Source organism: Arthrobacter sp. JSM 101049 (assembly GCF_041679245.1).
GTDB lineage: Bacteria > Actinomycetota > Actinomycetes > Actinomycetales > Micrococcaceae > Arthrobacter_H.
In genome coordinates this window covers 155,758-174,236 of record NZ_JBGFFC010000002.1, presented here as the reverse complement: position 1 = coordinate 174,236, position 18,479 = coordinate 155,758, and the positions used below count along the sequence as shown (strand labels likewise).

14 protein-coding genes are annotated in these 18,479 nt (G+C 68.2%); 8 read left to right on the top strand and 6 right to left on the bottom strand.

Annotated features, from left to right (window positions below):
- The first annotated feature begins 57 nt into the window (after positions 1–57).
- The gene (locus tag AB8M85_RS05940) at positions 58–1,782 is read left to right on the top strand and encodes a serine/threonine-protein kinase (RefSeq protein ID WP_372697862.1); all 1,725 of its coding nucleotides are present in this window, start codon (positions 58–60) and stop codon (positions 1,780–1,782) included.
- Positions 1,783–1,791: 9 nt separating this feature from the next.
- The gene (locus AB8M85_RS05935; protein ID WP_372697861.1) at positions 1,792–5,367 is read left to right on the top strand and encodes a PDZ domain-containing protein; all 3,576 of its coding nucleotides are present in this window, start codon (positions 1,792–1,794) and stop codon (positions 5,365–5,367) included.
- A gap of 85 nt (positions 5,368–5,452) precedes the next feature.
- On the opposite strand, the gene AB8M85_RS05930 is transcribed toward AB8M85_RS05935, so the two are convergent.
- From AB8M85_RS05930 to AB8M85_RS05910, 5 genes are all read right to left on the bottom strand, one after another.
- A complete protein-coding gene (locus tag AB8M85_RS05930; protein ID WP_372697860.1) occupies positions 5,453–5,890 on the bottom strand; it encodes an OsmC family protein in 438 nt (145 codons plus the stop codon).
- Between the two features lie 152 nt (positions 5,891–6,042).
- Positions 6,043–6,393, bottom strand: coding sequence for a hypothetical protein (locus AB8M85_RS05925; RefSeq protein WP_372697859.1), 351 nt, complete (start codon positions 6,391–6,393; stop codon positions 6,043–6,045).
- Between the two features lie 137 nt (positions 6,394–6,530).
- A complete protein-coding gene (gene sucB / locus AB8M85_RS05920; protein ID WP_372697858.1) occupies positions 6,531–8,276 on the bottom strand; it encodes a 2-oxoglutarate dehydrogenase, E2 component, dihydrolipoamide succinyltransferase in 1,746 nt (581 codons plus the stop codon).
- A gap of 143 nt (positions 8,277–8,419) precedes the next feature.
- Entirely contained in the window at positions 8,420–9,799 is a 1,380-nt protein-coding gene (lpdA, locus tag AB8M85_RS05915) for a dihydrolipoyl dehydrogenase (protein WP_372697857.1), read from the bottom strand.
- Positions 9,800–10,003: 204 nt separating this feature from the next.
- The gene (locus AB8M85_RS05910) at positions 10,004–11,515 is read right to left on the bottom strand and encodes a leucyl aminopeptidase (RefSeq protein WP_372697856.1); all 1,512 of its coding nucleotides are present in this window, start codon (positions 11,513–11,515) and stop codon (positions 10,004–10,006) included.
- A gap of 223 nt (positions 11,516–11,738) precedes the next feature.
- Between AB8M85_RS05910 and AB8M85_RS05905 the strand changes: the two genes are divergently transcribed.
- From AB8M85_RS05905 to AB8M85_RS05880, 6 genes are all read left to right on the top strand, one after another.
- The gene (locus AB8M85_RS05905; RefSeq protein WP_372697855.1) at positions 11,739–12,674 is read left to right on the top strand and encodes a proteasome assembly chaperone family protein; all 936 of its coding nucleotides are present in this window, start codon (positions 11,739–11,741) and stop codon (positions 12,672–12,674) included.
- Entirely contained in the window at positions 12,671–14,017 is a 1,347-nt protein-coding gene (locus AB8M85_RS05900; RefSeq protein WP_372697854.1) for a nitrate/nitrite transporter, read from the top strand. The genes AB8M85_RS05905 and AB8M85_RS05900 overlap by 4 nt, the downstream gene beginning before the upstream one ends.
- A gap of 123 nt (positions 14,018–14,140) precedes the next feature.
- Positions 14,141–15,277: a DUF4192 domain-containing protein gene (locus AB8M85_RS05895; protein ID WP_372697853.1), complete on the top strand. Its 1,137-nt coding sequence runs from the start codon at positions 14,141–14,143 to the stop codon at positions 15,275–15,277.
- Positions 15,278–15,531: 254 nt separating this feature from the next.
- Positions 15,532–16,797: an RNA polymerase sigma factor gene (locus AB8M85_RS05890; protein ID WP_372697852.1), complete on the top strand. Its 1,266-nt coding sequence runs from the start codon at positions 15,532–15,534 to the stop codon at positions 16,795–16,797.
- 262 nt (positions 16,798–17,059) lie between these two features.
- Positions 17,060–17,404, top strand: a complete 345-nt coding sequence (locus tag AB8M85_RS05885) for a hypothetical protein (RefSeq protein ID WP_372697851.1) — start codon at positions 17,060–17,062, stop codon at positions 17,402–17,404.
- Positions 17,401–17,559 carry a hypothetical protein gene (locus tag AB8M85_RS05880; RefSeq protein ID WP_372697850.1) on the top strand — a complete coding sequence of 53 codons (159 nt, stop codon included), beginning with the start codon at positions 17,401–17,403 and terminating at the stop codon, positions 17,557–17,559. The genes AB8M85_RS05885 and AB8M85_RS05880 overlap by 4 nt, the downstream gene beginning before the upstream one ends.
- A gap of 547 nt (positions 17,560–18,106) precedes the next feature.
- Here the strand turns inward: AB8M85_RS05880 and AB8M85_RS05875 are convergent.
- Complete coding sequence (locus tag AB8M85_RS05875; RefSeq protein ID WP_372697849.1) at positions 18,107–18,334, bottom strand: hypothetical protein; 228 nt, start codon at positions 18,332–18,334, stop codon at positions 18,107–18,109.
- Positions 18,335–18,479: the final 145 nt, after the last annotated feature.

Below are 18,479 nucleotides of genomic sequence, written 5' to 3'. Positions count from 1 at the left end.
AACCCCGGGCTGTGGACAACTTCTGCAGGCGGACCGGAAACGCGTTAGAACTGGAACATGGATGCGGCGAAGGCACAGGCGAAGGTCCCCGAGCTCGTGGACTGGGCCATTGAACGCGAAATCGGCAGCGGCGGATCCGGGACCGTCTACGTCGTCCGCAATCGTGGGGATGGCGGCAGGGCTGCGCTGAAGGTCCCGACAGCGGGAAGCGGCTGGGCCGAGGGAACGACGGCGGAGGTCACCGCCCTGGCGTCCATGCGACACCAGCACATCGTCGAGCTGATCGGAACCGTCCACACGGACTGCGGTGAGGCCATCCTGATGGAGTACCTTCCCGGGGGATCCGTGGCCGATCTCATTGCAGCGCGCGGACCCGTGTCGCTGGGGGAGGCCGTGACCGTTATTGCCCCCATCGCCTCGGCCCTTGCCTATCTGCATGACCATGGCGGGGTCCATGGGGACGTCGCGCCCGGGAACATCCTGTTCACCGCCGCCGGAATGCCCAAGCTGGCGGACCTGGGCCTGGCCGTGCTGGTCGGTGGCCGGCAGTCGGAATCGGGGACGCCGGGATTCCGGGCACCCACCCCCGAGTCCGACGACAGCCGGGGAAAGAGGCTGCGGCCGGCCCGTGACGTCTATTCCCTCGCCGCCTTGGCCTGGTACATGGTCACGGGCCGCATAGCCGGTCCGACCCACCAGCGGCCTCCCTTGTCCAGCCTGTTGGGCCGCGTGCCGAGCCAGCTTGTGGAATTGCTGGAGGACGCGTTGGCGGACGACGAGGACCTGCGTCCCACCGCTGCCGATTTCAGCCGGCAGATCTTCGAGGTGGCCAAGCCGCAACCGGTCAACCTGCGCGATGCCGTTCGTCCCGAGGCGCTGGGACAAATGGTCACGCATGTCGTCGCGGATCCGGCCGCCAGCGCCGCGCCTTCGACGCGGTGGTTGCGGGGGAACGGTGCCGCGATCCTCCGGCGTCGGGAAAACCGGGCCAGGCCCAGTCGACAGCCCCGCCCGCGGGGTGCGGCCCCATGGCTGGATTCCCTCCGCGGGGTCCGCGCCCCACGGAAGGGGGACGGCAGCGGCCAACGGCGCCGGGGCGTTCCCGTCGTGTGGATCGCCGCGGCGGTCGCCGCTGTCGTGGCAGCCCTCGGGGCCGGCTCGCTGCTTCCCTCCGCGGAACCGCCGGCGACGCCGGCCGCCGTTCCCGCCCCCCATGCCTCGCGGCCCGCCCAGGATCCCAGCGGAACGCCACCGGGGCCAGGGCCAACGGCCCCCACCACCAAAGCCGGGGGGCCGGGCGGAACCGTGCTTCAGGAGGCCGCCTTCCGCGAAGACGTCCCGAAGGATCCGCTCCGGGCCGTCGAGATCCTCACCGCCCGGCGCGACCTGGCCCTGTCGGCGGCGGACCCACGGGCCTTGCGCCGGGTCCACGCGGACCAGGGTGCCTCGCTGGGGCCCGATCTGGCCACCGCGAGCCAATTGCGTTCGAAGGGGCTGCACTATGCGGGACTGACCACCCGGCTTTCGGAGGCGAGCCTCCGGGAAGGAAGCACACGGGACACGGCCGAAGTCGCGGTGACCAGCACCATCAGTCCCTACCGGATCGTGGGTGCAGATGGGGCAACGGTGGACAGCATCGAGGAGCCGGAAGTCCAGCACCTGGTGCTGCGGCTCTCCCGCCACGACGGCGGCTGGCTGATCTCCGGGGTCTTCGACAGCGGGGAAAAAGCCGGAACGAGGTCACGAGGCGTGGCCGGTGACGAGACCACCGCATCTCGATAGGATCGGACGATGAGTCCGACCAGCTATCTTCGATACCCCCATGTCACCGACCAGCTCATCACCTTCGTCGCCGAAGACGACGTGTGGCTGGCACCCCTTGATGGAGGCCGCGCGTGGCGTCTCTCCGCGCAGGGGCTCCCGGCCCGCAACCCGCGGTTCAGCGCGGATGGACGCTCCGTCATCTGGACGATCGCCAGCGGCGGCGTCCAGGAAGTCGTGGCGGCATCCGTGGACGGCGGAGGATACCGCCAACTAACGCACTGGGGCCATCCGTCGACGCGCAACCGCGGCTTTACCCCGGAGGGGGACATCGTTGCGGTGACCTCCCGGGGACAGGGAGACTCCCGGTTGACGTGGGCACACGCCGTGCCGCTGGATGGCTCGCCAGCCCACCGGCTGGACTACGGCCCGGTCGATTCGCTCGCGTGGGGTCCGGTGGTCGGCGATGAACGGCCCCTGGTCGTCGGCAGCGCGCTGAGCCGGGAACCGGCATGGTGGAAGCGCTACCGCGGAGGCACCGCAGGCAAACTCTGGATCGACAACGACGGCGGCGGAAACTTCGAACGGCTGGTCCCCGAGCTCGAGGGCAACTTGTGCGATCCCGTGTGGATCGGCCGGCGCATTGCCTTCCTGTCCGACCACGAGGGGTATGGCAACGTCTACTCCGTCGACGCCAGCGGCGGGGACCTGAAACGCCACACCGACCACGATCGGTACTATGCACGCCATCTGGCCTCCGACGGGCAGCGCCTCGTCTACGAGTCGGCGGGTGAATTGTGGATGCTCGACGGGCTGGACAGCGAAGCCCGCCGGCTGGACATCACCCTCGGCTCCGCCGGACACGCCCGTCAACCGGTCGCCCTCGATGTCTCCCGGCACCTGGCCGGTGCGATCCCGGACCACGACGGCAACGCCAGCATCATCGAAAGCCACGGGACCCTGCACCTGCTGGTCCACCGCCGCGGACCGGCCCGCGCCCTCGAGACGGCGCCCGGAGTCCGCGCCCGGCTCGGCATCCCCCTCGGGCGGGACCGGTATGCCTTCGCCGCCGATGACGACGGTCGCGAGGCCATCCATATCAAGGACCTCGACCCGCAGGCACCCGGCCATCCTGCCGCGGCGCCCGGAACGTCGCGGGACGGCGCAGCCGGTCCGGACCGCACTATGGCAACGCCAGCCCGAGGCGAGGCGGCAGCGGACGACGGCCTCGAGCTCCCGCAGCCCGTCAGCGCTGCAGGACTGGCCACCAGCGACCCGTCGGGTGGCATCCCGCACGAAACCCCCATCATGTCGACGGACGCGGACAACTCGCGGGAGGAGCCGTCGTCGGACCCGGTCGAAGGCACCAGCGGGGAAACACCCGCCCCGGAGGCTCGCAGCTTCCGGCTTCCCGCCGGGCACCGGGTGCGGACCCTGGCGGCCAGCGCCGACGGTGCCTGGCTCGCCGTCGCCGCGGAAACCGGCCACACGTTCCTGCTGGAAACCGCCACCGGCAGCTGGCACCACGTCAGCGAAGGCGGCCACGGCGCCGTGCAACGGGTCGCCTTTTCCCCCGATGGCCGGTGGCTGGCCTTCGCCGAACCGGTAACGGCCTTCGGGGACCGCAGCCGGATCCTGCTCGTCTCCACTCAGGATCCCGCGGAAGCCCCGATCGAGGCGACGGACGGCCGGTTCCGCGACCATGCGCCGTCGTTCACCCCCGACGGGAAGTACCTGGCCTTCTTGTCCGATCGGAGCTTCGACCCGCTGTACGACACGCACGGCTTCGACCTGTCGTTCCCCGCATCGACGAAGCCCTTCCTGATCGCGCTGGACGACCGCACCCCCTCGCTGTACGGGCCCGGGGTCTACGGGCAGGGGACCACCGGCGAGGCCGCGTCCGGCGAGACGACATCTACGGTCCCAACGATCGATCCTGCCGGCGGGCAGCCAACCGGGACCAGCGGCGGCGATGCCCCGGCACCGCAGACCACGGTCGTGTCCGAGGGACTGCCATCGCGCCTGTTCGCCGCCCCGGTTCCGCAGGGACGCTACGAATCGCTGGTCGCCGTCGCCGGCGGGCTGCTGTGGCTGTCCGACGTCTCCACCGGGGTGACGGGCGACGGCCGCGCACCCGACGCGGCTGCCGAGGCGAAGCACCTGGAGCGGTTCGACCATGAAACCCAGCAGACCTCGATCCTGCTCGAGGCGGCCGAGTCCTTCGCGGTCAGCGGCGACGGCAAGCGCCTCGTGGCGGTCAACGACGGCACCGTGCGGGCCGTTCCCACCGACAGGCCCGCGGAGAAGGACTCGCCGGATGCCCAGGACGTCGACCTCGGGCGGATCCGGGTGCGGCTGGACCCGCCGGCCGTCTGGGCGCAGGCCTTCGACGAAGCCTGGCGCCTCCAACGCGACTTCTACTGGGTCGAGGACATGGCGGGTCAGGACTGGGACGCGATCGCCGAAACCTACCGTCCCCTCGTGGACGGCCTCGGCGGGCACGACGACCTCGTGGACCTGCTGTGGGAGCTGCATGGCGAATTGGGCACTTCCCACGCCTACGTGACGCCGATGCCCTCGACGGACGGCGAGCGGCAGGGCCTGCTCGGCGCGGACCTCGAGTTCGTGGACGGGCAATGGCGGATCGCCGACGTCCTGGCCGGGGAGTCCTCCGACCCACAGGCCTATTCGCCCCTCGCGGCACCCGGTGTCGGCGTCCGCGCCGGGGACACGCTGCTGGCGGTCGACGGGATACCCGTCCCGGACTCCGGGCCCGCCCGGCTTCTCCAGGGGGCCGCGGGGAAGACCGTCGAGTTGACCGTGCGTGATGGCGAGCAGTCCCCGGCCCCCGGATCGGTCCGCCGTGTCGGGGCGGTTCCCGTACGAGACGACCAGCGCCTGCGCTACCACCAGTGGGTCGAGCGGAACCGGCGCGAGGTCCGTGAGGCATCGGAGGGGACGTTCGGCTACCTGCACATCCCCGACATGATGCCGCTGGGGTGGGCACAACTGTTCCGGGACCTGGACCAGGAGGCCTCGCGGGACGCGTTGCTCATCGACGTGCGCCGCAACCGGGGTGGGCACACCTCCCAGCTCGTCGCCGAGGTCATCTCCCGCAAGGTGACGGCCTGGTCCGTGGCCCGTGAGATGGAACCGTGGACCTACCCGGCCAGTGCCACGCGGGGCCCGGTGGTCATCCTCACCGACGAGTGGGCCGGATCCGACGGCGACATCATCACCCAGGTCAGCAAGCTGCGGGGGATCGGGCCCGTGGTCGGCGTCCGCACCTGGGGCGGGGTGATCGGCATCGACGGGCAGTTCGACCTCGTCGACGGGACCCAGGTCACGCAACCGCGCTACGCCACCTGGTTCACCGGGGGAGTCGGCTGGGGTGTGGAGAACCGGGGAGTGGACCCCGACATCGAGGTCCCGTATCCGCCGCATGCCTACCTGGCCGGACAGGATCCCCAACTGGAGCAGGCCGTGGCAGTGCTCAAGGAGATGTTGCGCGAGATCCCGACGCAGCTGCCCCCGGAACGCGCCGGGTACCCGTCGCGCCGTCCGGGCCCCCTGCCGGAACGGCCCCAGGCGGCCACCGGGCACTGAGACGCCCCCAACAACGCACAGGGCGCCGGAACCTCCACGGTTCCGGCGCCCTGTGCGCGTTGTGCGGCCAGGCCGCGGGCTGCTGCTAGCTGACCAGTGTGGCGTCCAGGGTGATGCTCGGTACCGAGGCCAGCGCCTTGGAGACCGGGCAGCCCTCCTTGGCGCCCTGGGCGGCCTCCTGGAAGGCTGCCTCGTCGATGCCCGGCACGGTGGCCTTGAGGACCAGGCGGATCTCGGAGATCAGCGGTCCGTTGGTCGTGTCGAAGTCGACCTCGGCCGTGGTCTCGAGTGACTCCGGGGCGAAGCCGGCCTCCTTCAACGTGTTGCTCAGGGCCATCGAGTAGCACGAGGCGTGGGCAGCGGCGATGAGCTCCTCGGGGCTGGTCTTGCCCTCGGCCTGTTCGGCGCGGGCCTTCCAGGTGATGTCGTAGGTGCCGATGCCGGACGTTTCGAAGGTGGTCTGACCGTTGCCGGTGAAAAGGTCGCCGTTCCAAACGGTGCGGGCTGAACGGGTTGTAGCCATGGTGACTCCTCCACATCTGGGCTGGACGCCCGGTTCCGGACGCCATCTCCCATCCTATGGCCCGCCGCCGGGGTGGCAAGCCGATGACCCCGGACACACGACGACCCCCGCTGGAACTGGTAGGTCCACGGGGGTCGTGCGAAGGGTGCGGGTCAGACCCAGAGGACGGCGATGGCGATGTTGACCAGGGCCAGGCCGCCGACGGCATGTGCGATGCCGGTGGGGACCTCGTCGCTGTTCTTGACCTTCTTGCGCCCGATCCAGGCGGCGACGAGGATGCCCAGCCCGATGATCAGCTTGATGCCCAGCTTGATCCGGTTGGGTTCGCCGTCGCCCATTTCCAGCAGGCCGAACATAATGATCCCGGTGACGACCTGGGTGATCGCGCCGATCCACTGCCACAGCCCCACGGTCGGGTTCTTGAAGGAGGCGAGCCAGCCGCCGAAGATCGCGGCCGCACCGAGGATGTGCAGGAAGATGAGCAAGGTGAAGAGGATGTCCATGGGCCCAGTCTAGGGCCGACTTCGACGGCCTGTCGAAACCGCTGTGGGTCCAGTGCACGACGACGGCTGGTGGCTTCCGTTCGGAAGCCACCAGCCGTCGTCGTGCAGTGCCATGGCCGCCCGGGCGGCCGGGATGCCTAGAGGCCGAGGTCGGCCTCGAAGGCGCCCTCCTCCAGGCGCTTGCGCAGCGTCTGCAGGAAGCGGCCGGCGTCGGCGCCATCGACCAGGCGGTGGTCGTAGGTCAGCGACAGGTACATCATGTGGCGGATGGCGATGGTGTCATCGCCGTCCGGCCCGGTGACGACCATCGGGCGCTTGACGATCGCCCCGGTGCCCAGGATGGCGACCTGCGGCTGGTTGATGATCGGCGTGTCGAACAGGGCGCCAACGGAGCCGATGTTCGTGATCGAGAACGTGCCGCCGGAGAGCTCGTCGGGGCCGATCTTGTTGTCCCGGGTGCGCTTGGCGACGTCGGCGATCTTGCCCGCCACCCCGGCCAGGTTCAGGTCGCCGGCGTTGGCGATGACCGGAACGAGCAGGCCCTTCTCGGTGTCCACCGCGATCGCCAGGTGCTCTGCATCGTGGTAGGTGATCTCCTGCTTGTCCTCGTCGTACTCGGCGTTCAGCTTCGGGTGCTGCTTCAATGCCTCGGCCACGGCCTTGGCGATGAACGGCAGGAACGTCAGCTTGGTGCCGTTGACGGCCTGGAACTGGTCCTTGGCGGCGGTGCGCAGCTTCGCGACGCGGGTCATGTCGACCTCGTGCACCTGGGTCAGCTGCGTGGAAACGTCCAGCGACTCGCGCATGCGGCGGGCGATAACCTGGCGGATTCGCGGGGCCTTCTCCGTCTTCCCGCGCAGGGAGGACGGCACGACGGCGGCCGGTGCCTGGGGTGCCGAACCCTGGGCTGCTGCCGGGGCAGGTGCCGAGGCCTTCTTTGCCTCCACCGCGTCGAGGACGTCCTGCTTGCGGATGCGCCCGCCCACGCCGGTGCCGGAGACCGTCGAGAGGTCGATGTCGTTCTGCGATGCCAGGCGGCGTACCAGCGGAGTGACGTAGCCGTCGTTGCCCGCAGCCGGAGCCGGAGTGGAAGCGGCCGGGGCGGCTTCCTGCTTCGCGGCTTCCTGCTTGGGGGCTTCCTCCTTGGGTGCCTCCTGCTTGGGAGCTTCCTCCTTGGGCGCCTCCTGCTTCGGGGCTTCCTCCTTGGGTGCCTCCTCCTGCTTCGGAGCCTCTTCCTTGGGGGCTTCCTGGGTGGGGGCCGAACCCGAACCGACGACGGCCAGGACGGAGCCGACCTCGGCCGTTTCGTCCTCATTGACCTTGATTTCCAGCAGCGTGCCGGCAACGGGCGAGGGGATCTCGGTGTCGACCTTGTCGGTGGAGACCTCGAGCAGCGGCTCGTCGACCTCGACGCTGTCGCCGACCTGCTTGAGCCAGCGGGTGACGGTGCCTTCGGTGACGCTTTCGCCCAATGCGGGCAGGGTGACGTCGGCCCGTTCGCCGGAGTCGTCCGAGCCGCCGGACTGGGCGGGGGCCTCCTCCTGCTCCTGCGCGGGCGCTTCGGAGGCCGGCGCCGAATCCTCGGCAGGTGCCTCGGCTGGTTCGGAGTCCTCGGCAGGGGCCTCGTCGGACGAGCCCGATCCCGAGCCGTCGCCGATGCGCACCAGCGGCGCTCCGACGTCGGCGGTCTCGTCCTCGGGCACGAGGATCTCCTCGATGACCCCGGCAATGGGGGAGGGGATCTCGGTGTCGACCTTGTCGGTGGAGACCTCGAGCAGCGGCTCGTCTACCTCGACGCTGTCGCCGACCTGCTTGAGCCAGCGCGTCACGGTGCCTTCGGTGACGCTTTCACCGAGGGCGGGCAAGTTCACGGTTTCAGACATGGTGTCCCCGTTCTCCTAAAGCTATATGTCTTGACTTGGACGGCCGGCTACGAGAGCGGAGCGGCCGGTGTTCGGCTTGGTTCGAGCTTAGTCCACGCTGACCGGGCTCCGGGAAGCCCGGTCAGCGTGGACGCCCGAGCCGGTTAACCGTGAAGCGGCTTGCCCGCCAGGGCCAATGCCGTTTCGCCCAGGGACTCGTTCTGGGTCGGGTGCGCGTGCACCAGCTGGGCGACATCCTCGGGGTAGGCCTCCCAGTTCACGATGAGCTGGGCCTCGCCGATCTGCTCCCCGATGCGGCCGCCGATGCCGTGGACGCCCACGATCGGGCCGTTCTTCACGCGCACCATCTTGATGATGCCGGACGTGCCCAGGATGGAGGACTTGCCGTTGCCGGCCAGGTTGTACTCCTGGATCTCGACCTGGTCCTCGCCGAACTTCTCCTTGGCCTTGGGCTCGGAGTAGCCGACGGAGGCGATCTCCGGCTCGCAGAAGGTGACCTTCGGGATGTTGATGTCCTCGACGACCACCGGGTTCTGCCCGGCGATCTCCTCGGCCACGAAGATGCCGTGCTGGTAGCCGCGGTGGGCCAACTGCACGCCCGGGACGATGTCGCCGATGGCGTAGATGTTGCCGACGCCGGTGTGCTGGCGCTCGTCGGTGATCACGAAACCGCGGTCCACCGTGATGCCCTGTTCCTCGAAGCCCAGGCCCTCGGTGACCGGGCCGCGGCCGACCGCGACGAGGACGATGTCGGCCTCGAGGACCTTGCCGTCGGCGAGGGTGACCTTGGCGGAGTTCTCGTCCTGCTCGACCTTCTCGAAGAAGACGCCGGTGTTGAACTTGATGCCGCGCTTCTTGAAGGCACGCTCGAGGTTCTTGATGATCGAGGGGTCCTCGTTCGGGACCAGCGACGGCAGGCCCTCCACGATGGTGACCTCGACGCCGAAGGACTTCCAGACGGAGGCGAACTCGACGCCGATGACGCCGCCGCCGAGGACGATGGCGCTCTTCGGGATGGAATCCATGTTGAGCGCCTCAGTGCTCGTCAGCACGCGGCCGCCGATCTCCAGGCCCATGGTCTTCGAGGTCGAGCCCGTGGCCAGGATGATGTTCTTGCCCTTGTAGGCGACGCCATCGACATCGATCGTGTCCTGGGAGACCAGGCGTCCGTTGCCCTCGATGACATTGACCTTCTTCATCTTCAGCAGCCCGGACAGGCCCTTGTACTTGCCGGCGACGACGCCGTCCTTGTACTTGCGCACCGCACCCATGTCGATCGACTCTAGGGTGGTGTTGATGCCGTACTTGGCGCCTTCACGGGCGTTTTCGGCCAGTTCTGCAGAGTGCAGGTACGCCTTGGTCGGGATGCAGCCGGTGTGCAGGCACGTGCCGCCGAGCTTGGCCTTCTCCACGAGCCCGACAGTGAAGCCGAGCTGGACGGCGCGCAGTGCGGCCGAATAGCCGGCGCTGCCGCCACCAAGGATGAGTACATCGAATTCTTGCGTTGTTGCCGAATCGGCCACGTTAACGCTCCCTCGCGAGTGAGATCGGGCCCCCGTGCTGCGGGGGCTCATTCCTTGTGTTTTGCCTGATCGACGGGTCGGCCGGGCAGGCACTGCCTACTGTTCTTTCACCGTTCACCTTAGCGTGGTCCCGGGCCCATCCTCCACACGCCGTGACCGGCGGAGCCGGGCGTGGTGACCAGTTTCACGGGCGGCGGCCGGGAACTACTTTGCGGCCAGCCGTTCGGCGAATGCCAGCAAGGTGCGCAGACCGGCTCCGGTGCCGTTTTTGGGCACGTAGGCGTAGGGGGCGACGTCGTTGAAGGCGGGACCCGCGATGTCGATGTGTCCCCAGGGGATCTTCTGGCCGTCCACCTCGCCGACGAACTCCTGCAGGAAGACGGCGGCAGTCATCATCCCCCCGTTCCGGTCCCCGGCATTGGCCAGATCGGCCACGGTCGAATCGAGTGCAGGCCGCAGCTCTTCGGGCAAAGGCATGCCCCACGCCGTCTCGCCGGACAGGGTTGCCGCCTCGACCAAAGCATCGCGGACGCCGTCGTCGCCCATGATTCCGCTGGTCCGACGCCCGAGCGCCACCATCTGGGCCCCGGTGAGGGTCGCGATGTCGATGACGACATCGGGCTTTTCGGCGCTGGCCGCGACCAGCCCGTCGGCCATCACGAGCCGGCCCTCGGCGTCGGTGTTCAGGATTTCAACGGTCTTGCCGCCAAACATGGTGAAGACATCGCCGGGACGTGCGGCGTTTCCCCCGGGCATGTTCTCGGCCAGACAGAGCCAGGCGGTGGTACGCACCGGAAGCCCCAGCTCGGCGATGGCCGAGATCGTCCCCAACACGGTGGCCGCGCCGGCCATGTCGGACTTCATGTGGTGCATGTTTGCCGGCGGCTTGAGCGAGATGCCGCCGGTGTCGAAGGTGATGCCCTTGCCCACCAGTGCGAGGTGCTGGGAGGCCTTGGCGGGTGTGTATTCCAGTTTCACCAGGCGTGGTGGCCGGGACGAGCCCTTGCCGACGCCCATCAAACCGCCGTATCCGTCCTTTTCCAGGCGCTTCTCGTCGTAGACGGTCACCTTGACGGGGAGTGGCTTGGCCACCGTGCGGACTTCGTTGGCGAAGGATTCGGGGAAGAGGTCGTTCGGCGCGGTGTTGACCAGGTCGCGGACGCTGCGGACGGCCCGGCCGACCACTGCGGCCCGGCGCAACGCGGCCGGCAACGCCTGGTGGGTCGAAGCGGCCGTGGCGATGACCCCTTCGACGAGTGGGCCCTTCTCCGGGGCCTTGGAACGATGGTTGGAGAAGGAGTAGGCACCCAGTGCGACACCTTCGGCGACGGCTGCGGCCAGGTCGACGGTGGGCGCAGGCAGCGCAAAGACGATCTTGGCGATGCCGGTGACCTGGCGGGCGGCCGAACCGGCGGCGCGGCGCAGGGTTTCCGCATCGGGCGTCTCGCCGCTGATCTTGCCGACGCCGGTGAGCACCAGGACGCCTGCCTTGAGCGAATCGGTGGCCGGAAGCCGGACCACTTCGTCGGCGGCGCCCGTGACCCCGAGCGACGACAAGGAATCCTGGAGTGCTGCTGACTCGGCCTTGGGCAGTGGCGAGTCCAGCAGGCGCGGTCCCTGCTTGGCCTGGGCGACGGCGACGACGACGGCACCGGCCGCCACCCGTCGTGCGTCGGGCGAGACGGCAGTCAGCTTCAGTTCGCTGGCGTTGATCACGGATCAGTTCCTTAATGCGGCCTTCGGGTGGGGCCGCGGTTGGCGAATCGACGGGAATGTTACGTTCCCCTCGATCGTAGCGCCCAGCAATGTGTCCTGGGCCGCACGGGTCCCGGGAAGCCCGGGGGCCAACCGATAGACTGGCACAGGCGCCGGGAAGCATTCCGGCCGCGTCAGTGTTGAACCCCACGGTGCATGCCCCGAGTCCCTGGAAGGAGACATCATGCTCGATCCCCTGTCCCTGGTCAGGCTCAACGAAGAGGTCATCGATGATGAGCGTCTCCAGGGTCTCGGAATGCTCGTGTCCCTGACCGGCCATGCCGACGCCGGACACGTGAGCCAACAGATCCGCCGCGAACTGCTTGGCAACCTGGACTCGGAAGTCGTCGCGGTCTTCGATGTCGACCAGCTGGTGAACTACCGCGAACGGCGGCCGCGCGTCTCCCTGGCGGGGGACCATTTCGCCGAGTATGTTGCTCCCGCGATCGAGTTGTACCGCCTCACGGACGGCCTCGGCAAGGATTTCCTCTTCCTCACCGGCTCGGAACCCGACCTGCAATGGGAACGCTTCGTCGCCGCCGTCGTGCTGTTGGCCCGGGGGCTGAATATCCGCCTGACCGCCGGCATCGGGGCCGCCCCCTTGCCTGTTCCCCACACGCGCCGCATCGGTGTCACGGTCCATGGCAACCGGCCGGACCTCGGCGAGGGGATCTCGACCTGGAATCCGAGCGCCGAGATCCCGGCGGCCGCCACGCATCTGCTGGAGATGCGCCTCGACAAGGACGGGCGCGACGTCGTCGGATACGACCTGCACATTCCCCACTACCTCGCCGATTCGGAATATCCGCAGGCCGCGGTTGCCGCCCTGGAATTCCTCGGCGCAGCACTCAATCTCGGACTGCCGACCGACAGCCTGCGCGAATCCGCACGCAAGGTCGAGGGCCAGATCGCCGAACAAGTGGCAGAGACCCCGGACATCCAGCGGATGGTCTCCACCTTCGAGCAGCGGTTCGACGCGCATGTCCCGGAGGTCGAGCGCCGGTCGCTGCTGCTGCCGCTCGATGAGGACCTGCCCGACGGCGAGGACCTGGCCTCGGCGGCCGAGGCGTTCCTGTCCTCCCAGGCGGCCAAGGGCAGCCCGGACGAAGGTGGTCAGTGACCCGCCACACGGCACGGGCCGGATCGGGGCGCGCCTGGTGGGTGTGGGGGATCGGGGTCTTCGCGTATCTCGTGGCCGTCACGCAGCGCACCAGCTTCGGCGTCGCGGGCCTGGAGGCGACCGAGCGTTTCGACGCAACCGCGTCGATCCTGGCCACCTTCAGCGTCGTCCAACTCGTCGTCTACGCGGCGCTGCAAATCCCCGTCGGCCTGCTGATCGACAAATTCGGGTCCCGGCGGCTGATCGTCTTCGGGGCGGTGCTGATGGCCGTTGGACAGGCGCTGCTGGCCTTGGCCGGTTCCGTTCCGGCCGGGCTGGTCGGGCGGTTCTTCGTCGGTGCAGGCGATGCCATGACCTTCGTGTCGGTGATCCGCCTCATCTCCGCCTGGTTCCCGGGCTACCGGGTTCCCATGCTCACCCAGTTCACCGGCATGGTCGGCCAACTCGGGCAGCTGCTGAGCCTGGTGCCGTTCGTGGCGCTGCTGCACTGGGCCGGCTGGACCTCGTCGTTCCTGTCCCTGGCGGCCTTGTGCGTGGTGTCCTTCGTGCTGTCGCTGGTTGCCGTGCGCGACCAGCCGGCGGGCACGCCGCCGCTGCCGGCCGGGCCCCAGCCCAAGTCCTGGGCGGTCCTGCGCGATGCCTGGCGCGAGCCCGGGACCCGGCTCGGGTTCTGGACCCACTTCGGCCTCCAGTTCTCCTCCAATGTCTTCCTGCTGGCCTGGGGTTTTCCGTTCCTGGTGTCGGGGCAGGGCCTTGAGCCGACGACGGCCTCGGCGCTGATGACGATCTTCGTCGTCGTCGCACTGGTCTTCGGTCCCTTCTTCGGCGCCCTGGTGGCCCGCCATCCCCTGCGAAGATCGACCCTGGCCCTGGGGATCATCGCCCTGATCGCCCTGGCGTGGGCCGTCGTCCTGTCGTGGCCGGGGACGGCACCGGTCCCGGTCCTGGTGGTCCTCATCGTCCTGGTGGCGGTCGGGGGTCCCGGCTCGATGATCGGTTTCGACTTCGCCCGGACGTTCAACGCCCCGCGGATCACGGGCACGGCAACGGGAATCGTGAATGTCGGGGGATTCACCGCTGCCCTGGGCAGCGTCTACTTCATCGGATTGATCCTTGACCTGCACTTCGCCGCCCGTGGGGGAGCCGGCGAGCTCTACAACCTCGACGCCTTCCGCTGGGCACTGGCGTTCCAATTCATTCCGCTGGCCCTCGGCGCGGCGGGGATCATCGCGACACGGCGCAAGGCCCGGGCGAACCTTGCCGAAAGCGGCGTGATTGTCGTGCCCCTTCTCCAGGCCATCGCAGAGCGCCGGTGGCGCCGGGACGGGCGCCCGGGTATCTGAAACGCCGGGCCGGCGGCGTCGACATGCCCCTCACCGGCCCGGGGCCGGGGGATACGCACGGCCGCCATCCACAAGCTGATGGAAGGGGCCGCTTCCGGTCGGCCCCGGGTCCACGGTGGGATCATGAACAGCTCACAGGGTCAACTATCAGTCACCGATGCCGAGGGGGTGATCTCCTTGGTGCCACACATGCTGGGCTTCCACCCGCGGGAAAGCCTGGTCGTGCTGATCATGCGGGACGCTTCCCTCGAGGCGACGCTGCGCGTGGACCTGCCCGCTCCCGACATCGGTCTGGCCTCCTCCCGCCGGCTGGCCCGCCACCTCGTGGACTACATGCGTGCGGCCCCCGAGGCGAACGGTGCCTGCCTGGTCCTCTATTCGGAGCCGGCACCCCGCCCGGGGGCGGGCCTGCCCTACCAGGGCTTCGTCGACGTCGTGGCAACCCAACTCCAGCGCAGCGGATACCGCATACCGGACGCCTGGGCCGTGGGGAGCGAGCGCTGGTGGTCGTACTTCTGTTCGGAAGCGGCGTGCTGCCCAGCCGAAGGGCGGCCGCTCGAGTCGGTGGCCCTTTCCGAGGCCAACTTGGGAATGGTCGTCCGAGGGTCCAGCCCACTGGCGGACCTCTGGGATGGCACCACCAGTGCGGACTGGCCGGGCGTGGAAGCCGTGCGTTCGGTCGTCGACGCCCAAGAGGCATCGGGGACCGGGTGGCGGGAAACGATCCGGGGGCTGGAACGGTGGTGCCTGGCCCTGGATCAGGACCCCGAAGACCTGCTGTCCCGGTTGCGGGCCAATCCGGCGGACACCGGCGCCCTGCTGGCCGCCCTGCATGTGCAGATGGTCCGGGATGCACTGCCCTTTGCCGCCGGCGCCTCCACGGAAGGGGCCCGCAGCGCCCTCGTGGGCCAACTCCGCCATGCCGGATCGGGGGCCCAGCTGCGTGACCTCGGGGAATTCATGCTGGGGAACTCGGATCGGGCACCGCACTGGACAACGCTCGAGCGATTGTGGACCGTCGGACGCGGGGTACTGCCCGCGGCCCGCGGCACGGACCGTTGCGCGCTCCTGTGCATCCTCGCGTGGATTGAGTGGGCCAAGGGGCATAGCAGCGGAGCGCACGCGCTCATCACCACCTGCCGAACCGAGGATCCGGACTATCGGCTGGCCTCGCTGCTGGATGCATTCCTGGCGCGCGGGCGGCTCCCGCGGTGGGCCACGCAACGGGAGACGGCGTGGACCCAGGGAATTGAGGCGTGACCAATGACGGCGATGGCCGCGAAACGTGAGACACTGGATGTCGCAGACCCGGTTGGGTCCGTGTCCGTTGGAGGCGTTATGAATTGCCTCGTCCGGGATCCATGCGTGGATCCGGGAACAATGGGCCGAATGCAGGCGTTGGAACCTTAGACCCTGCATTCGGATCCGCCTTGTGGCGGAACCCGGACTTGACAGGGTCATAGTGGTGTTACCCGTCAGGTGGCGCCGCGGTCGATCCGTGAGAAAGGTTATTCGTGCCAGCTTCCAAATCAAGCTCCAAGGCCACCAGCAGCCGGGGCAAGAAGCCCGCTTCCGCAGCGGGCGCAGTGGATACAGCCGATGAGACGGACGAGTTGACGCCCCAGCAGAAGGCCGCCCAGACGCGTGCCAACAACAAGGCGAAGAAGGCCTCCCAGGCCGGACCCGATACCTCGTCGAACGACGTGGTGCCCGTTGCGGAACAGGACGAGGAGGGCGAGGGAACAGCCAAGCCCGATGCCGAGAAGTCAGGTGCCCCGGCAGATCCGGCGGCCCCGGAGGACGAAGCGCGCGGCTTCATCATCACCAGCGACGACGACGATGCCCCGCAGCAGCAGGTCCTGGTCGCCGGTGCCACGGCGGACCCCGTCAAGGACTACCTGAAGCAGATCGGCAAGGTCGCGCTGCTCAATGCGGAGCAGGAAGTCGACCTGGCGTTGCGGATCGAGGCCGGTCTCTACGCCACCGAGAAGCTCAAAGCCGGCGACGACCTTCCCAAGCGGCTGCGCTGGGACCTGGAACAGGTCGTCCACGACGGCAAAATCGCCAAGAACCACCTGCTCGAGGCCAACCTGCGCCTCGTGGTCTCCCTGGCCAAGCGCTACACCGGTCGGGGCATGCTCTTCCTGGACCTGATCCAGGAAGGGAACCTGGGCCTGATCCGTGCCGTCGAGAAGTTCGACTACACGAAGGGCTTCAAGTTCTCCACGTATGCGACCTGGTGGATCCGGCAGGCCATCACCCGGGCCATGGCCGACCAGGCGCGGACCATCCGCATCCCGGTCCACATGGTCGAGGTCATCAACAAGCTCGCCCGCGTCCAGCGGCAGATGCTCCAGGACCTCGGGCGCGAGCCGACGCCCGACGAGCTGGCCAAGGAACTCGACATGACCCCCGAAAAGGTCGTCGAGGTCCAGAAATACGGCCGTGAACCCATTTCGCTGCACACGCCCTTGGGTGAAGATGGCGACTCGGAGTTCGGTGACCTGATCGAGGACTCCGAAGCCGTGGTCCCGGCCGACGCCGTGAGCTTCACGCTGCTGCAGGAGCAATTGCACTCCGTGCTCGATACGTTGTCCGAACGCGAAGCCGGCGTCGTCGCCATGCGCTTCGGCCTGACCGATGGCCAGCCGAAGACTTTAGACGAAATCGGCAAAGTCTACGGCGTGACCCGCGAACGCATCCGCCAGATCGAATCCAAAACGATGTCCAAGCTGCGCCACCCCTCGCGGTCGCAGGTCCTGCGGGACTACCTGGACTAGAAAGTCTGGGCATCCGCGAGCGTTGCGGGACCATGCGGCGCTCGAGTGGGCCAAGGCTTCCGGCTATGTGAGGGACGGCTACCAGAGCCACTGGAAGGCCCTGATTGCCCTGGGTGTTCCGCCTGAGTCGGGGGCCCGTGTCCATGGGCGTCGCATGGCCGGCGCCGCCCGACATCGTTCGGCATGACAGCATGAATTGGCCCCGGCCCTCCCGTTGTTGGAGGGTCGGGGCCTTCCGTCGTTGGCGCGAGACCGGCAGGAGATGGTCAAGGTACTCAGCGCCGAGGGCATGTCTACGCGGGCAGCCGCACCGATTGTCGGGGGCAGCCACAAGACCGTCGTGAAGGACTCGCAAGCACGCCGCGAGGTGGTACCCGAGGTACCACCTGCCGACGCTCCCCAGTTCGATCCCGATCCGATCGTCACCGGACGCGACGGCAAGACCTACGTGCGGCCAGAACCCAAGCCGGAAGCAACCGAGGAGAAGGATGAAGTGACCATGGCTCTCGCCGAGCGCCCCAAGCTCAGCGGCCCGAACGGCGCGGCATCACCCGGGCCACGTCGCCGTCCCAAACTGTCGCACCGCGGCATAAGGCTGGAGCTATGAAATTCGAAACCATGATCACCGTTGCCGTCATTGCGGGTCTCGGCGTTGTCTTCCTGCCGCTCGATCCCCCGGTGAAGCCACTTATCGGGGCGGGCGTGCTATTGGTCGGCATGGCCGCTCTCGTGATGGCACTCAAAGGGAAGGCTAAGGCGTGATACTGATATTGAAGCACCGCCTGACGGCTTCCCTGGCTGTCACGGGCATGGTCATGGCATCTATGACCCTGATTGGCGGCGACGCTCACCCGGTTTGGTATGCCATCTTATGGGCCGCGTTCGCTGTTACCGTGGGATTTGCCTCGGTCTCTATCCGACGCGACCTCAAAGACGAGGCCGGAGGAAGACCCCGGGACGAATAGGCAGAACCATGGACATCTGGGCGACTCTCATTCCGGCCGTTCTCACAGGTGCCCTCGGCTACCTCGCCGGGTACTTGCGCGACCACAACCAGTTCAAAGCCAACCGCCTGGACTAGGCAACCACTTGCTGGTGGGCGGCGACCAGCCAACAACGGACGGCCGCCTCCTTCGGGAGCCGGCCGTCCGTCCATATCGATGCCTGCGCGCGCCGGGCAGGACCGCTTGCTCCGACTCCACCGGAGTCCGATAGTCCACGGCTGAAACGCAAAACAGCGGGAACCGTGGATCACGGTTCCCGCTGGCAGCTGGTCTTGGCGTCCGGTGAGGAGCCTCGGACGAGGAGGTTAGTCCTCGTCCGCGTAGACCGGCTTTTCGTGAAGCTTGCCGGTTTCGTCCTGCCACTCGGCAGTCATGGGACGGAGCTTGGCCTCTACGTCGCGTGCATGGTGGCCGCAGAAGAGCAGCTCACCGCCAGAGGTCTCAAGTACCGCCCGCACGTATGCCTGTGCGCCGCAGCGGTCGCAGCGATCGAGCGCGGTCAGTCCGCGTGTTGCCACTGATGTTGCTGTCATGGTGACCTCCTTAGATCTCGTATACCCAATACAACCAGCTATCGGCAGGGAATCATCTCGTCGGCGCGGCACTTTCGCTCACCGCGTAGACTCCGCACGCATTTGAGGGGATGGTCGTGGGCTGCGGCATACGGGCGTTCGGCCC

Coding starts and splice junctions, on each gene's coding strand:
- AB8M85_RS05940 (WP_372697862.1), top strand. CDS start 58: ATGGATGCGGCGAAGGCACAGGCGAAGGTCCCCGAGCTCGTGGACTGG.
- AB8M85_RS05935 (WP_372697861.1), top strand. CDS start 1,792: ATGAGTCCGACCAGCTATCTTCGATACCCCCATGTCACCGACCAGCTC.
- AB8M85_RS05930 (WP_372697860.1), bottom strand. CDS start 5,890: ATGGCTACAACCCGTTCAGCCCGCACCGTTTGGAACGGCGACCTTTTC.
- AB8M85_RS05925 (WP_372697859.1), bottom strand. CDS start 6,393: ATGGACATCCTCTTCACCTTGCTCATCTTCCTGCACATCCTCGGTGCG.
- sucB (WP_372697858.1), bottom strand. CDS start 8,276: ATGTCTGAAACCGTGAACTTGCCCGCCCTCGGTGAAAGCGTCACCGAA.
- AB8M85_RS05905 (WP_372697855.1), top strand. CDS start 11,739: ATGCTCGATCCCCTGTCCCTGGTCAGGCTCAACGAAGAGGTCATCGAT.
- AB8M85_RS05895 (WP_372697853.1), top strand. CDS start 14,141: ATGAACAGCTCACAGGGTCAACTATCAGTCACCGATGCCGAGGGGGTG.
- AB8M85_RS05885 (WP_372697851.1), top strand. CDS start 17,060: ATGGTCAAGGTACTCAGCGCCGAGGGCATGTCTACGCGGGCAGCCGCA.
- AB8M85_RS05880 (WP_372697850.1), top strand. CDS start 17,401: ATGAAATTCGAAACCATGATCACCGTTGCCGTCATTGCGGGTCTCGGC.
- AB8M85_RS05875 (WP_372697849.1), bottom strand. CDS start 18,334: ATGACAGCAACATCAGTGGCAACACGCGGACTGACCGCGCTCGATCGC.